10 protein-coding genes and 1 pseudogene are annotated in these 17,345 nt (G+C 23.5%); 8 read left to right on the top strand and 3 right to left on the bottom strand.

The annotated features are described in order from the left end of the window. The first annotated feature begins 12 nt into the window (after positions 1-12). The 8 genes from tagH to NSA50_RS09440 all read left to right on the top strand — a co-directional run bounded on the left by tagH (position 13) and on the right by NSA50_RS09440 (position 15,871). Positions 13-2,475, top strand: coding sequence for a teichoic acids export ABC transporter ATP-binding subunit TagH (tagH, locus tag NSA50_RS09475; RefSeq protein WP_257444665.1), 2,463 nt, complete (start codon positions 13-15; stop codon positions 2,473-2,475). 127 nt (positions 2,476-2,602) lie between these two features. Then, positions 2,603-4,039, top strand: a complete 1,437-nt coding sequence (locus NSA50_RS09470) for a hypothetical protein (protein WP_257444663.1) — start codon at positions 2,603-2,605, stop codon at positions 4,037-4,039. 22 nt (positions 4,040-4,061) lie between these two features. After that, the gene (locus NSA50_RS09465) at positions 4,062-5,288 is read left to right on the top strand and encodes a nucleotide sugar dehydrogenase (protein WP_257444661.1); all 1,227 of its coding nucleotides are present in this window, start codon (positions 4,062-4,064) and stop codon (positions 5,286-5,288) included. 15 nt (positions 5,289-5,303) lie between these two features. Beyond that, entirely contained in the window at positions 5,304-8,009 is a 2,706-nt protein-coding gene (locus NSA50_RS09460) for a bifunctional glycosyltransferase/CDP-glycerol:glycerophosphate glycerophosphotransferase (RefSeq protein ID WP_257444659.1), read from the top strand. Between the two features lie 332 nt (positions 8,010-8,341). After that, a complete protein-coding gene (locus NSA50_RS09455; RefSeq protein ID WP_257444657.1) occupies positions 8,342-11,008 on the top strand; it encodes a CDP-glycerol glycerophosphotransferase family protein in 2,667 nt (888 codons plus the stop codon). Between the two features lie 55 nt (positions 11,009-11,063). Next, on the top strand, positions 11,064-13,094 hold the full coding sequence (locus tag NSA50_RS09450; RefSeq protein ID WP_257444655.1) for a CDP-glycerol glycerophosphotransferase family protein: 2,031 nt from the start codon (positions 11,064-11,066) through the stop codon (positions 13,092-13,094). Further along, positions 13,091-15,028: a hypothetical protein gene (locus NSA50_RS09445; RefSeq protein WP_257444653.1), complete on the top strand. Its 1,938-nt coding sequence runs from the start codon at positions 13,091-13,093 to the stop codon at positions 15,026-15,028. The genes NSA50_RS09450 and NSA50_RS09445 overlap by 4 nt, the downstream gene beginning before the upstream one ends. A gap of 27 nt (positions 15,029-15,055) precedes the next feature. Beyond that, on the top strand, positions 15,056-15,871 hold the full coding sequence (locus tag NSA50_RS09440; RefSeq protein ID WP_257444652.1) for an acyltransferase: 816 nt from the start codon (positions 15,056-15,058) through the stop codon (positions 15,869-15,871). Positions 15,872-16,100: 229 nt separating this feature from the next. Here NSA50_RS09440 and NSA50_RS19920 read toward each other — a convergent pair. From NSA50_RS19920 to NSA50_RS09430, 3 genes and pseudogenes are all read right to left on the bottom strand, one after another. Further along, positions 16,101-16,238 (bottom strand): annotated as a pseudogene (locus NSA50_RS19920) (hypothetical protein); the annotation flags it as partial. Between the two features lie 56 nt (positions 16,239-16,294). After that, complete coding sequence (locus NSA50_RS09435) at positions 16,295-16,738, bottom strand: cohesin domain-containing protein (RefSeq protein WP_257444650.1); 444 nt, start codon at positions 16,736-16,738, stop codon at positions 16,295-16,297. Positions 16,739-17,149: 411 nt separating this feature from the next. Further along, on the bottom strand, positions 17,150-17,345 hold a 196-nt coding region (locus NSA50_RS09430), incomplete at its 5' end, for a transposase (RefSeq protein ID WP_257444648.1).

The following is a 17,345-nucleotide window of genomic DNA, read 5'->3' as shown; positions in this document are numbered from 1 at the left end:
AAAGGGGAAGTCATGGAAGAGAATAAGTATTCGATTGTAGCTAAGAATGTTAGCAAGGGTTATAAAATGTATTCTAGTCCTAAGCAAAAATTAATGGATTTAATTTTACCCAAAGGAGCAGGGAAAACTTTTTATGCTCTTAAAGATATATCCTTTAAGGTTGAAAAGGGAGAAGTGGTAGGATTATTAGGACTTAATGGTTCGGGAAAGTCAACATTATCTAACATATTAGGTGGAGTATCTATGCCAACAAGTGGAGAAATAGAGATAAATGGAGAATCTGCACTTATAGCAATAGGTCTAGGTATGAATAATTTTCTAACAGGAATTGAAAATATAGAGCTAAAAGCTCTTATGATGGGATATAAAAAAAGTGAAATAGAAGAAATAAAGCAAGAAATTATAGATTTTGCTGATATAGGTGAATTTATAAATCAACCACTTAGGACATATTCGAGTGGTATGAGATCTAGACTTGGATTTGCAATATCTATATATACTAATCCAGATATATTAGTAATAGATGAGGCTTTATCAGTTGGAGACCCAACATTTACACAGAAATGTTTAGATAAAATGAATGAGTTCAAGGAAAGTGGGAAAACTATTTTTTTTGTTAGCCACTCTTTACCTCAAATAAAACAGTTTTGCAATAAAGCTATGTGGCTTGAGTATGGAGTACTTAGAGAATATGGATCTATAGAAGAAGTATTACCTAAATATCAAAGATATATAAATGAAATAAATAAAATGACAGATAAAGAAAGACTAGAACATAAAAAAAAGGTTCTAAAAAATCAGGATCATTCACTATTAAAAGAATTTAAACTTATAGATAACAATTTGAAAAAATTTGTACCAAATGGGAAGTTTATAAAAAATGTAACATTAATAAATGATAATAACAAGATTAAAGAAACCTTCTTTAATATAGACGTAAGCACTTTTGCATTTGGATTTATTCCATCAATATTTAGAAAAAGATATGAGACAGCTATATTTATATTAATATCCCAAATTTTAAACTTTTTTATAGTAAGATTTCCTATTTCAATATTTACAAATTTCATAGTTACAGGTATAGCATCAATATTTACAGCTAAGGGCTATTTAAATTATTTAGTTGAATATAAAAAATTTATACCATATACAATATGGAAAAAGGTTAATTTAGAAGATGAAGATATAGAAAGAAAAATAACTATAAATAAAAGAAAAAATAAAAGGATAGTTGCAATTTCTATAGTGTTTATTCTTTTTACTTCATTAACTTCACTGGGATTCACATATAAAGATGTAATAGGAAGTATCATAACAAGTAGTAATAGTCAAATGAAGGTTAAAAACTATGCGATTATAACAGTTAATAATGATAAATTTGAAAGTATATTAATATTAAATTCTAAAAGTAATAATGACTTAGATGGTATAGTATATCCGGGAAAAATACAAGTTAAAATGAATAATAAAATTGATGAATTGAATAAATTGGTTAATATAAATGATGTTGAGACTTTAAAAAAGGTTATTAAAGATAACTTTGCTATTCAAATATCAGATTATGTTCTATTAAATAAGGATGATATTAAGAGTAGTGATAATATTAAAGCAGTAGATTTATATAAAAATATTTTTACAGGTTTATTCGAATTAAGTGAAAGTGATTTTAATAATAAAGTTAAAGAAATACAAAAAAAATATCCTAATATAGATAAATCATTAGTGAAGGAATTTTATGATAACTTTAAGGATAGTAATGTTAATATATCAAATTTAAAATATGAGATTGTATTATTAGGAGATATAGTAGATGGAGAAATATTGCAAGCTCTTAATTTATCAAGTAAAGCAAATTATAAGTTTTTAACAGTAGATAAAAGAATCCTACAAAATAATGAATTAGTTAAGAATATAAATAAAAAATATAATGAGTATTTAGAGAAAGAAAAAAAAGATTTGGAAGAAGATTTGGAAGAATCAATGTGGAATGAAGATGACGAATTGCAAGAAGAAAATAGTGTCGGTGTAGGAGAAACTATAATGCCACCTTCAAATAGCGGAGGAAGCGGAGGAAATACAACGCCGCCTTCAAATAGTGGAGGAACCGGAGGAAGTACAACACCACCATCTGATAATGGAGGAAGCGGAGGAAGTACAACGCCACCATCTGATAACGGAGGACTCGGAGGAAGTACAACGCCACCATCCGATAACGGAGGAGCCGGAGGAAATACAACGCCACCATCCGATAACGGAGGACCCGGAGGAAGTACAACGCCACCATCTGATAACGAAGGACCCGGAGGAAGTACAACGCCACCATCTAATAATGGAGGACCCGGAGGAAGTACAGCACCGCCATCTGATAATGGAGGATCAGGAGAAAGTACACCACCACCATCTGATAATGGAGGAACCGGAGGAAGTACCCCACCAGCATTCGATAACGGAGAATCTGAAGGAAATACAATGTAGGTATTACTTGAAAATGGATGTATGGAATAAAGTACAACCACTCCGGCAAATTCAAATTAACAATATTTATAAAAATAATAATCTTGTTGATTTGTGAAATTTTAATAATGTAGAGAAGGTTAAGATTATGAATTTAGTTACTTATTTAGAGGATCATATAAATGATTTGATAGAGAATAGTTTAAAAGAACATAAAGTTAAAAGAATAAAAAATCAATCATTATTATTATTCTCTAATGATCAGTATAAAGTAAATGAATTAGGCTTAGATAACGATATAAATACTTTTGGAAATATTGATGTTAATGGTGACAAATTTATATTTGATCTAATAAAAGAAATAGATAGCCTCTATAAGAAAAAAGAGTTTTATTCCTATACGTCTAATTTAAAGATAGGAGGAAAAGAAAGTCTGATTGATACAGTAAATATAGAGGATTTAGAATATAAAGAAATAATAAAAATTTTTATAAATAAATTATCTAAGCAATTTCATAGCTCAGATATAATACTATTAAATTTTTTCTTTGATGAGGAATTTAAAACAATAGGTAATGAGTTAATGGCTTTATCTGAGGATGAAATTAAATATATTCAAAATATGAATTCTCATTTAAATAGATTAGTTGGGATATTTAAGGAATTATATCCTGGTATAAGTGTAGTTACATTTGAAAAAGCAATAGTAATAGATGACTTAAAAAATAAAACATTTAAATTTAGAGATGATGTAAATCAAGAAATAATAAGAATGATTAATAAAAATATTAATAGGAAGAAGTTTCATGGTGAAAAGATATTTTCATCAATACATCCTATTAAATATTATTTTGAAAAAGCTAAATTAAACAATAAAAATAAACTTATGATTATTTTTTCAGCTTTTTCAACAGACGACGCTAAATATAATTATATAAGTACATTAAAGACTTGTGATTGTAATAAACTTTTTATACTAGACGACTTTGGAAGCAAAGGTACTTATTATCTAGGTCTGAAAGGTGATTTTAACATAGAAACATCTGTTATGGCACTCCTTTCCTATATTATGTCAAAAAATAAGATATTATTTTCTAATGTTATATCTATTGGTTCATCAAAAGGTGGAAGTGCAGCAATTTATTACGGATTGAAATATAATTTTGGAAATATAATAGCAGGTGCACCGCAATATAAAATAGGAACATATTTAAGTGATTTATCAATAAGTGATTATGCTTTGGAGATTTTTGGTGAAATAAGTGATTGTAATAGAATCAAATATAATAATTTAATAAGATTGTCTGCAAATACTTGTACTAATATATATTTACTTACTAGTGATGGTGATAATCAATATAAGAAAGTATTAAAGGAATTTGAATTTGTTTCTAGAGAGTTAAATATTAAGTTAAATATAGATAAATGTGAAATAAATAATCATGGTGAAATATCTAGAGAGTTCCCCAAATTTTTATATGATAAGTTAGATTTAGTATTAAATAAGTCTTTAATTAATTTCAACAAAGCAAATAAAAGTATTATACTCTTTAAAAACTTCATAAGAAAATATTTGAAAAAATAAATTAATTTGGTAGTGGTGAAAAATGAAAAGTATTAATGTAGTAGGATTAGGATATATAGGGCTTCCAACCGCTTTAATGTTTGCAGCAAATGGAATTAGGGTTAGAGGAACTGATTTAAATATAAATATAGTAAATAAATTAAATTCTGGAAAGTTAACCTTTAAAGAAGATGGGTTAGAGGAATTATTTAAAAAGGCCCAAAAAAATGAAATTGAATTTTCAACGAATTATTTAAAAACAGATATGTATATAATAACTGTACCAACACCATATATTAAGGAAAGTAAAAAGATAGATCCTAAATATGTGATTTCAGCCGTTAATAATGTGCTAAATTTTTGTGAAAAAGGTGCAATAATAGTAATAGAATCAACAGTATCTCCTGGAACAATAGATAAATTTGTAAGACCGCTAATAGAAGAAAAGGGGTTAGGGTTAGGAAAAGATGTTCATTTAGTACATGCACCAGAAAGAATAATTCCAGGAAAAATGATATATGAATTGGAGAATAATTCTAGAACTATAGGAGCAGATAGTGAAGAAATAGGAAATAAAGTGAAAGAAGTGTACAGTTCGTTTTGTAAGGGAGATATTATAGTTACAGATATAAAAACTGCTGAATTAAGTAAGGTTGTAGAAAATACTTTTAGAGATATAAATATAGCTTTTGCAAATGAATTAGCTAAGATATGTAGAAGAGAAAATATCGATGTATATAATCTTATAGAAATAGCTAATAAGCATCCAAGAGTTAATATTCTTAATCCAGGTCCAGGAGTAGGTGGACATTGTATATCTGTAGATCCTTGGTTCTTAGTAGGTGATTATCCAGATACTGTTAATATAATAAAGAGTGCTAGAGAAGTAAATGATTCTATGCCAAGATTTGTTATTAATAGAATTAGAGATATAATGGCAGAAAATAATATTGAAGATATATCTAAGGTTGGATTATATGGAATTACATATAAAGAAGATGTTGATGATACAAGAGAAAGTCCAACACTTCAATTATTACAAAAACTAAATGACTATGAAGCTAATTCTATAAAGATTTATGACCCATTTATAAGGGAATTACATTGGGAAAGTCAATATTTAGATTTTGAAAAATTTATAAATGATATAGATATGATTGTTATAATGGTTGGACATGCCCATATAAAAGAAATGAGAAATACAATAAAAAATAAATTAATTTTAGATACTAAAAATATAATAAAAGATTGTGAAATATATAAATTATAAGCTTGGAGAGTAAAAATGATAAAAGTAAGTGTTATAATACCAGTCTATAACTCAGAAGCGTATTTAGAAGAAGCTATAGAATCAGTGTTAAAACAGAATTTAAATTATGTAGAAATAATTTTAATAGATGATGGCTCTACCGATAAATCATTAGATATTTGTTATAGTTATTCTAATAAACATGACAATATAAATGTTATATCTCAAAAAAACTTAGGGCCTGGAGCTGCTAGAAATAAGGGCATTGAAGTGTCTAAAGGGGAGTATGTAACTTTTTTAGATAGTGATGATTTAATTCATAAAAATATATTTAAAAAAGTATATTCTATTTTAAAAGAAACACAATCAGATATTTTTATAGGAAATATATTATGCTTTGATGATGTAAGACAATGGCATTTACCTTATATGAAAAAGGTTTTTCTTAATAGTAGAAAAATGAAGGTTGGAAATGCGGATGAAATGTCTGAGATTAATTATACTCCATCTGTATGCAATAAATGGTTTAAACTTTCAATGGTGAAAAAGAATAATATTTTATTTAATGAAAACATAAAGGTTGGAGAAGATTTATTATTTACTCAAAAGTCTTATATAAGTGCAAAAAAAATAGTTACTAAAGATATAGATATTTATAATTATAGAATTATAAAGAAGGAGTCGTTAGTAAAAAAAAGTGATATTAAATTTTTTGAAAACTTATTAGAAGTAGAAAAAGAGCTTATTAGGTTATATGATAATAAATATTTAAATAACACAATAATATTAAGACAAATTGAATTTTGGATTGATAGCATATTTTTAAAAATAGAAAATATCCAAGAGAATGAAATAGATAAAGTTATAAACTTAGGCATAGAGTTTTTAGAAATATCAAAAGAAGTTTGCTTTGAAAGAGAAAATTTTAGAAGTGTTGAAAGATATTTATTGGCAATTTTATTTAAAAATAGAGATAAAGAAAATATACTTAAGCTAATAAATAAATATTTATTAATTAAACCTAGGAAGTATTTAATTTTAGAAAACGACAAATATTTTAGTTATTTATATAAGGATTTTAAAGAATATAAAGATTTTTTAAATCAGAAGCCTGAAATTGAGAATAAGGTTGAGAATTCATATATAAATGAGAAAAATATATTAGTTCTAAGAGGCTACGCTTTTGTAAGGGGATTAGAATTAAGTAATAAGGATGTAATTAAGCGAGAATTAATTTTAAAAGGGAAAAAGCATGAAATTATAAAAAAAATAGAAACTGATTATAGAACTGATTTGACATATTTATTTAGAGGAGATTCTATTAATTATAATTGGGGCGGATATAAACCGATAGAAATTAATTTATCAGAATTAAAAGATGATGAGTATGAAGTATTACAAAGAATTACAATAAATAAAAAAGTTTTTAATATACCATTTGAGTTTAAGTTAGCAGAAATAAGAAACAAGCTTAAAGTTAGGTACATAAAAAATAGAGAAGTATTTTGTAGATTTACAGATGGTAAATATCTAAACATAAGAATTAAGGCATTAAGTAAAAAATCATATATAAAGTCAAAATTAAGAAAGATTAAAAGAGATGTAAAATATGATGTAAGTTTATTAAAGAGAAAAAAGTACAAGTCATTTTTGGTTTTAATTCTATATAAATTATTTGGATGGTATTTTAGAAATCAACAAATATGGCTAATGGGTGAAAGAAAAGATACGGCACAAGATAATACTTATCATTTATTTAAATATATAAAAGATAATAAAAAGAATGTAAATGCAAAGTATATAATTACAAAAGATTCTCAAGATTTAACAAAGATAAAATCATATGGAGATATAGTATGGTATGATAGCATATTACATACATTATATCTTTTAACTTGTAAGTTTACTATAAATAGCTATGCTGAAAAACCAAATATGTACACTAAGGAATATATAGATATCGTTAAGTATTATCCTGATTTTGTGAAAAATAAAAAAGTGTTTTTGCAACACGGGGTAATAGGAGTAAGTAGGGTAAATCATGTACTTCATAAAAATAAAGTTAATTATGATTACTTTATAGTTAGCTCAGAATTTGAAAAAAGACATATAGTAGAAGAGTTTGGCTATGATGAGAAGGAAGTTATAGTTACTGGTTTAGCAAGATGGGATAATTTAAATAATGAGGCAAAGAAAAATAAAATTTTATTGATGCCAACATGGAGATCCTGGATAAAGAGTGAAGAGGAACTACTTAATTCTAATTATTTTAAAACATATTTAGATTTTCTTAATAGTGAAGAATTACATAAGATTTTAAAAGAAAAGAATTATGAGTTAACATTCTATCCTCATTATCAAACACAGAAATTGTTAAGTAAAATGAGCGATAATTTTGGTGAAAATATTACTATAGTAAGACAAGGTGAGAAAAGTGTACAAGATCTAATAAATGAAAACTATATATTAATAACAGATTACTCAACAGTTGCTTTTGATTTTGCTTATAGTAATAAACCGGTAATATTTTATCAATTTGATTATGATGAATTTTATTCTAAGCATTATAATGAAGGACCTATAAATCATAAAAAGGATTTGTTTGGAATGCAAGCCGAAAATTTAGATTATATTTTAGATTTATTGGATAGTAAAATAAGTCCAAATTTAAATAATAGAAAAAAATATATATTGGATTCAAATAATCACTGTAATAAAATATTTAGAACTATAAATGAATAATCTATTAATATAATATGCTAATAGCACATTATATCTTAGATCTAGTGAATTTAGAGTATTTAAGAAATTTTTTAGTATTTTTTATTGATTATTTTAGGAGCAAATTACTGATTACAGCTGCAAAGTAATATTTTTGATTAACTTGCTTTTTATTAAGCTTATATGAGTTTTGAAAGTGATGGCGAATAAATATAATGTTTATTTATTGCCATATCTTTAATTTTTGCGGTTAATTTAGTTGTAGTAAACCTATTATTTCTTAAGACTTTAAAGCTGAGAAAATAAATTTTTATATATAACTTTAACAGATAGTAGATAAAAGGAGGTTATGGATGGAAAATATAAGTATTATAAATATTGATGATTGTAATATAAATATTGAAGGAATATATAATATAAAAGATTATGAATCTATAGACTCTTTAATGAGATGTGTGGAATCTAAATATGTTTTATTTACTAAAAATATATCGAATTTAAATTTGAAAAAGCTATATGACTTTAGAATTTTAGAAGAAGATAAAAATGCTGATATTATATTGTTTTTAGATAGTATGGATTTTTTACCTAATAAAGTTGAAATTAATTATTTTAAAAAAAGATTTTTAGAAAGTCTGTTTATAAATTTTGAGAATATGCTATTTAATAGAGATTTAATAATAAATAGTCATATAAAAAAAGATGATCTTAGGAGTTTCTTTAGTTTTAATAACAAGGTTTTTAGTGGAAAGCTAGCTATACATTTAGTGGAAGAGAGTATTTGTAAAAATTATAATAAGCTAGAATTTAGTATATCGGATATCTTTAAATTAAATAAAATTTATAATAAGCAAAAATACATATATATATATAATGCAATTAATAGCATTATATATAATATTAATAATTTAGATAAAAAAAATATTGGAAAAATTTTAGATATTTTAAAAAATGAAATTAATAGTATAGATAATGAAGACTTTATAGATTTTTTAAAAGCTATACTTAATGATAAGGACTTTGATTTAATAAGCGGTTTACTTTTAATTATTAATTATGGAAGTGAATCTCAAATTATATTTTTTCTAGAGCAAACAAGTAATGAAAGAGAAAATAGAAATGAAATAAAAAAGTTAAATTTAGAATTTGACAAACTATCATTTATTATAAAATCAAAAGGCCTAAAGATTATAATAGTTTATGACAAAATAATAACAATGATCAAACAATTTTTTACTTTTATACAATATATATTAAGTAAGCCATTTTTTATTAAAAAAGATTTATGGCTTATAGGTGAAAGAAGAGATCAAGCTGAAGATAATGCATTCATATTTTTTAAGTATGTTAGAGAAAATTATCCTAATGATAAAATATATTATTTAATAGATAAAAATAGTATACAGTATGAAAAGGTTAAAGAATTAGGAAATGTTATACCTATAGATAGTTTCAAACATAAAATATATTTAATGCATGCTAAAAAGCTAATTTCAGCATATGACTTTTTTAAATTTTTATTACCAACTGATCAAAATAATAATTTTAAACAGTATTATATGAAATATATGAATTCCGTAAGAATATTTTTACAACATGGAGTTTCTATGAATAAGGCCAATTATTATAATAAATATATTAATAAATATGATTATTTATTAGCATCAACAAATAAAGAGTTTAATATGTTTACAAAAGAATATAGTTATGATGAAGATAAGATAATAAAAATAGGCTTACCTAGATATGATCAATTAAATGATATATCTAATAAGAATATAAGAAGAAAAATACTTTTTATGCCAACATGGAGAAGTAGTTTAGTTGATTTAAGTGAGAGTGATTTTAAAAGTACAGAATATTATAATGCGATAAATGATTTAATAAATGATGATGAATTAAATAAATTCATAGAGAAAAATAATTTAGAACTTATAGTATATTTACATTATGAAATGCAGATATTTAATGATTGTTTTAAATTTAATGGAAAAAATATATATTTTAAAACGAGAAATGATTCTATAGTTCAAGAGTTGTTAAAAGAATGTAATTTATTAATAACAGATTATTCATCAGTAGGTGTTGATTTTGCATATTTAAATAAACCAGTTATTTTTTATCATTTTAGTAGACATAATTTCCATTATGATATAAATAAAGAAGAAGAGTACACTTTATATAGCGATTTTGGAAAAGTTATAACTAAAAAAGAAGATATAATAAAAAATTTAAAGGAATGGGAAAGTAATAATTTTAATAATTTCTATAAAATAGATGACAATTTGTTTTTTAATAAAAATAGATCTCAAAATTGTAAAAAAATTTATGAATTTATGAAAGAAATACCTAATAAAAAAAATAAAAATTATAGTATAGAAATATCAAAAGAAAGTAATCTAAAGGAAAAAAGAATTTATGATAAAAATTATAATTTCATAGAAAGAGAATTTTACAATAATAAAATTAGGACAAGTAAATTAATATATAAAAATGGATTTATAAACAAACAAATTGTATATTATTCTGGCAACAAAGTTATGAAAATGGTCAATTTTTATAAGGATATAAAAATTTCAACTAAATATAAAAATGTCTATGATAAAAAAGGTAATTTATTAATTAAGCACGATGTTATGAAAAATGGTGTCCTAAAGAGAAAAACAATATACTATGCAAATAGTAATAATATAAAATCTATATCAAATTATAATGTAGATAATGAAAAATTAAGCTCTATAGAACATTTTTATAAAAATGGATTTATAGAAAGTAAATTAATATATACAAAAGATGGAATTGCTCAAAAGTACTATTATTATTCCAATGATGGTAATAGGATAAGAGAATATGATTATTATGAAAGTGGACATGTAAAATGTAAAAGATTCTATTCTAATAATGGAGAAAATATTATTAAAATTCAAATAATATCAGAAATAAATCAAAAAGTTATATCAGAAGAAATATTTGATGTAAGTGGTAGAAAAATTGAAGATATTAAATATGAAGATTTTTAATATTGAAAAATTATAGAAAATATAACTATTAAAAATAAAATAGGGAGTGGTGAGTTTGAATTGTGAAGTTTTATTGACAATTATTATTACTAGTATGAATAGAGAGTATTTTAACAATGTTCAATACAAACAAATAATTTCAAAAAAACTAAAGTATAATAATTTATTTAATGTTGAATTTATTTATGAAGATAGTAATTCTAAGGATTTTGATATTAAATTAAAGGAATGTATAAATAAAATAGAGTCTAAATATTTTTTAGTAATAGATACAAAGCATATTTTTACTAAGGATTATATAGTGGAAATCATTGAATATTTAAAATGTCGTGATATTTATTTGTTAGAACCATATAAATTTTTAGGTGATATACCAAAAAATTTTGTTAAAGAATTATTACCTAAAGACTATTATTTAAAAGAAACTTCTATTTTTGGTGTTATACTTAATACCAATATGTTTAAAGAGTTTTTAGTTGCAAATGAATATTTAGATTATGGAACATGGTATATAAATTATAGACTATATTATTCGATTTTAAAGATAACTCCTTATAGAATAGGATATTCAGTAAATTCTGATACATTTATTGTTAATGGAATTGATTATAATGAAGGAATTGAGAGTATTTTTATTGAAAACACTTTATCTAGTTTAGAATTAAGGCTATATAAGTTAAGGTATATAGTTTTAATGCTAAGAAGAATTAAAATTAAAGAGCAAACTTATTTACCTACATATGCATTTATGAATGTAATTAAAGATTTAAAGATTGAAGACATAGAAAAATATACTTTAATTACAGATAAGTTGGAATTAGGATTAATTAATTATTTCAATAATTCGAAAAACAACTATGAAATGCTTTATAAAAAGTTAGATAATTATGATGTGATTTTTAATATTACTAATAATGATATGAAGTTTAATTCATTTGTAAAACTTTATGATATAAAATTCTTAAATGAAAATGTAAAGATATTTAAGGAGTATAGAGAATTAAAAGTAACAAATGATATACAAGATTTAGCTAATTTTGAATATCATTTTAATAAGATTTCAAAAGATTCAATTCTAATTTTTATGGATAGATCTTTAAATGCAGATGATAATGCAGAACATTTATATTCATATTTTATAAAAAATTATCCTGAGTTTAAAAATGCATATTTTGCGTTACATAAGAGTTCTAAGGACTGGAATAGACTGAAATTAAAGGGCTTTAAATTATTAGAATTATGGTCTAAAGAATTTTATGAAAAGTTCTATTTATCAGATGCTTTTATTAGCTCACAAATTTATAATATTTCATATAAAGATAAAAATTTAGCTAATTCTAGATTTGTATATTTACAACATGGTGTAATGTTAAATGATATGAAAGACTGGATTATAAGTAAGTATTGTGACTTGTTTATAGCAACAGGGGAATTAGAAGAAAATTATTTAAAAAAATATAATCTAATAGAAACAATTAATACAGGATTACCTAGATTTGAAAATTTAGGAAAAAAGTGCGATAGCAATAAAATATTGTTTATGCCTACATGGAGATTTGAATTAAATAAAATGAATGATCTTCAATTCATAAAATCAGGGTATTTTAAGGCATTAAATAACTTAATTAATAATAGAGTTTTATTAAATTATTTAGAAAATAAAGATTTAGAATTAGTAATAAAATTACATCCTAATATTATAAAAAGAAGTAAATTATTTAATATATCAGAAAGAGTAATATTATCAGAAGAAAGCTATTCTGAATTAATATCTAATTCAAAGTTTGTATTAACTGATTATAGCTCAGTTGTAATTGATGCTGCTTTTGTTGACATTCCTATTGGTTATTATCAATTTGATAAGGAGTCTTTTTTTGACAATCAACCTTATAATCAAAGAATGAATTTTGAAAATGAAGGTTTAGGTGTTGTTTTATATAGTGAAGATGATATAGTTGATTATTTAGTAAATGAAAAATATTATGATGATCGTGAAAAATATAAAGGCAGAAATGATAAATTTTTTAAAGGTGTTGATAAAAATAATATAAATAAAAATATTATTGAAAGGATATTAGCGCTATGATTAATTTAATAAAAGGGTTTAATAATAAATTAAAAGAAGATATAAAAATTGCTTCAGATATTGAAAAAGAAATAGCTATAAAGGAAGAGATAAAAGTTTCTTCAGATATTAGAAAAGAAAAAGCTAAAGAAATTATTGTTGAAAAGAAACATAAAAATATTTTTTATTTAAAATTAACTATTCTCAAGCATGAAAATTATATTGGTAAAAGAATTAAGTTGCTTGAAAAAGGAAAACTTATATGGGGAAATGAACTTGAACGACCTCAAGTTGGTTTTCCATTAGAGTATCGTAATATAATAGTAAGTAGTAATAATCCTAATGATTTTACTTTAGATATAGATATTCCTAATAAAATTGAGATAAGTGCAAATAGCTTTACAACAGAACAACAAAGTGTTTATGATAAAAGATTCAATATAATTCAAGATAATGATTTCTTTTACTCTATAAGAGGGAATAAAGTAAATCCAAATAAAATAATTTTTACTTTTCCAGGTTTTGGACCATCTACATCAAGAATATCTTATAGTGTAACAGCATTTCAAAATATAGATAGTATTGTTACAGAAAAGGCACTTATTATTGCTTTTCAGGATAGGTATCAAACAGCAGGAACATATATGATTGAGGATAATTTCGGAGAAAAACTATATCCTAAATTTGTTCAATTCGTAAAGAAATTAAAAGATAAATATAAATTAGAAGATAAGGATTTATTATTCTTTGGGGCATCTAAGGGTGGGTCTATTGCATTAATGTATATGAAAGATTTTAAGGATTCTACATTACTTATTTCAGCACCACAAGTAAATCTATTGTATTATTGGCAATCCAAAGCTTTTTTTAGAAATAATCTATTCCATTATTTTAAAAATAAAATAGATGGAAATTTAATTTTATTGTTACAGCAATATCTTAATGAAAATAGGAAAATTCATTATTTTTACACACATGATGATGAGTTGAGCAATTATAGTTTTATTGAAATTATAAATGGTTATTCTGAACTACATAAGTACCAGGTAGATGGAAAACATGGTGAAATAACTAAAAAGGCACAAGCCACCATGGAAAATATAATTATTAATTTTGTATTAGAAAATGAAAATAAAGAAATAAAAAAAGCATCTATATCCAAGTCTATTAAAAAAGATAAGAAAATATATTTTCAAGTTATTATGGGTAAAGATTTGAATTTGTTAAATAATATAGAAAATAATAGATATATTGTATTAAATGAACATGGGACAAAGCATTATATATATCTGAGCAATCATAGTAGAGGTGATATTGCATATTCAAATGAAATGCAATATTTAGATTTAGAGGTATCATCTATATCCAAAAATGAAATATTGGCAATATATTATGATAAAAGTGGTAGTAGGTTTGAACATAAGGTTGAAAAACATGATTTAGAGATAGTTTCTGAATTCAAATTAGATAATAATACAATAAATATTCAACATTCTATACCATTGCAATATAAAGTTATTGAAAAAGATGTAACTAATGAATTTAATTATATATATTTTGATAATTCACCAAATAAAATATTACATATTAAGTTTGTAAATTCGTTACCAATTTATTCTAATTTGAATGAAAAATTACTATATATACGAGAACCAGAATATATAGATAATATAAGTATTTTTATTAGTAGAGTAATTAAAAAATTGAAAATAACTGATTTAAATATTGTATTAGAGGGAAAACAGTTCGAGCATGTTTTTTACCTTATTAATTTAGATTTTCCTAATTTGACATTTGAACTATTAGATCCTATTTTTGATGCAAATGATTTAGCAAGTAAAATTACAAGTAAAGAATTAAATAAATTTGAAAAAATATATGAATCAAAAAAATGTATTATTAAATTTATAAATAATATACCAAATCAATATTTTAGAAATTTATTATCTGAATAATAATATTGAATTTTAAGGAGAAGTAAAATGGAGCAATGTATAGTTAGTTTAAATGATATTTCAAAAATAAAAGATAATACAATAAATATTGATAATAATATTTTTTGGGAAAATACTAAAATATTATTCAGAGGAAAAAATAATATTTTATATATTGAAGAAGGAGCTAAATTAAAAAATTGTACAATAAAATTTTTAGGAGATAATTCTGTTGTATATATTTCAGGATCAAATAGATATACTCAAATAAATAGTAATATATTTCATGATTCTGCGTTATATTTAGGTAAAAATAATTCTTTCAATGGTCAAGCGGTATTATCGTTATCAGAAAGAAAGCATATTATTATAGGTAATGACAATATGTTTTCTTTCAATATAAATATTAGATTAGCTGATCCACATTTAATCTATTCAATAGATACGCATGAAAGAATAAATTTAAGTGAATCTGTTATAATAGGTGATCATGTATGGATTGGAGAGTCTGTTAAGATATTGAAAGGAGCTTGTATTGGTTCAGGAAGTATTTTAGGTAGTAATGCTATTGTTACAAAAAAAGTTTTTTCAAATGTATCAGCAGCAGGAATTCCTGCAAAAGTAATAAAAGAAGGAGTTTTTTGGACAAGACCCTGTGTTCATGCCTATAAAATGGAACAGACAAGAAATTCTATGGTTAATAAAAGTGATGAGTTTATTTATAAAAAAACAAATAATCTCGACATTTTTAGCTATATAAATAGTAAATTAGATGAAGCAAAGTCATCAGTTGAAAAATTAGAAGTATTGTTATGGATATCAAAAAATAATGATAAGAATAGATTTTTTATTGGCAAGCAATAAAATATTATAAAAGTAAAATGTCTAATACAGATAGAAGAAAATTTTCAAGTGTTTTTTTACTTTATAAAATCTAAAACTTAGAAATTATATTCTGCTGTACGGTATAATTATTGAAAATATTAAAATAAAAAATAAGAAATAATTTAATCCAAGTAAAGCTATTATTAAGCCTTACTTGGATTTTTCTGTGAAAGTTATAAAATTATACAATATTTCTCAAATTTCATACTTACTTAGTAATCTTAAAAGATAAATCTTTATAAGTTCTGTTAGAAGTATTATTCTTATCTCTAACCCAAGCTCTAACTTGGTAAGTTCCAGCTTTAGGAGCAGTATAAGTTAAAGTATTCTTAGAAGAATATGATTGAACTAACTTCCAAGCTCAATCAATATGAATATAAAAAGCATATTGACTATTAGAAGCTAAATTAGAAGAAGCAGTAAAGGCAATGATTCTCCTAAAGGTTTACTAGCTCCATTAGAAGATAGATTGATTGATATTTTATTTCCTTTCATTGAAATAGTAAAAGAAGCTTGTCTGTTTTTGATTTTTCCGTTAGAACCTATAGAGGTAAGGGCTTCATTACTATCAAATATATTACCTTTAGTAACACTTTGCACTACTATAAGATTCGAATCATAAACAAAATCAATGGATCTACCATATAGATTTGTTACATTTGCTACATTTACAGCAATTGTAATTATGTTTCCAACTTTTGCTTCGCCAGTTATTGTATATGAAACAGAAGGAGTAGTGGCTGCAAATACTGTATTATCTGTATTAAATAATACTAATTTAAATAAAAATAAAATAGAAAAAAATAATGATAACTTATGTTTATAATATTTGAACTTATTTTTCAATTATAATCCAACTTAATTTATACATTTTTCTAATGTAATTTTACTATATATGTGATATTATGTAAATGATTTGTATAAGTAAGAATCTTTGCATAGTTAAATATTTCACCAATTAATAAAATAATTTTGCAATATATAAAGAAAGTGAAATTATATTAGTGTATAAAAATAGTAGCTCAGATTTATTTTGTAAAAATGAAGAAGTTATAAGTAAGTATGGTATATAGAAGGGGCTGTTGCAAAATGATTTTTAATCATTTTGTAGCAACCTCTTTTTTTGCATTTTAAAATTGATATTTTAGGGGTTATAATAAAAATATACTATGAAATATCTGGTTAAATATTTATTTTGTTGCATGACTAAAAGAGGTAAATATACCCCTTTTTTAAAAAAGTTACGGTTATAGTTTTTTATAATATTTCTTTTATAAAAATACTACATCCTAATCTATTACTAATAATTTTGTTATGTAACTTAGCAATATTATATGCTAATGCTTTAAGTAGAAATTCTATTTTTACATTGACCGAACCACGAAGTAAAAATCTTCTGAATCCATGATCTTCCTTAATTACTCCAAATGTACCTTCGGCTTGAATAGACCTA

This window comes from Clostridium mucosae (genome assembly GCF_024622765.1).
Taxonomy (GTDB): Bacteria; Bacillota; Clostridia; order Clostridiales; family Clostridiaceae; genus Clostridium.
Note: the sequence above shows the minus strand (reverse complement) of the source record. Positions and strands in the feature narration are given on the sequence as shown.

Excerpts from the sequence above, each read along its gene's own strand:
- NSA50_RS09455 (WP_257444657.1), top strand. The coding sequence starts at position 8,342 with ATGGAAAATATAAGTATTATAAATATTGATGATTGTAATATAAATATT.
- NSA50_RS09465 (WP_257444661.1), top strand. The coding sequence starts at position 4,062 with ATGAAAAGTATTAATGTAGTAGGATTAGGATATATAGGGCTTCCAACC.
- NSA50_RS09460 (WP_257444659.1), top strand. The coding sequence starts at position 5,304 with ATGATAAAAGTAAGTGTTATAATACCAGTCTATAACTCAGAAGCGTAT.
- NSA50_RS09445 (WP_257444653.1), top strand. The coding sequence starts at position 13,091 with ATGATTAATTTAATAAAAGGGTTTAATAATAAATTAAAAGAAGATATA.
- tagH (WP_257444665.1), top strand. The coding sequence starts at position 13 with ATGGAAGAGAATAAGTATTCGATTGTAGCTAAGAATGTTAGCAAGGGT.
- NSA50_RS09470 (WP_257444663.1), top strand. The coding sequence starts at position 2,603 with ATGAATTTAGTTACTTATTTAGAGGATCATATAAATGATTTGATAGAG.
- NSA50_RS09440 (WP_257444652.1), top strand. The coding sequence starts at position 15,056 with ATGGAGCAATGTATAGTTAGTTTAAATGATATTTCAAAAATAAAAGAT.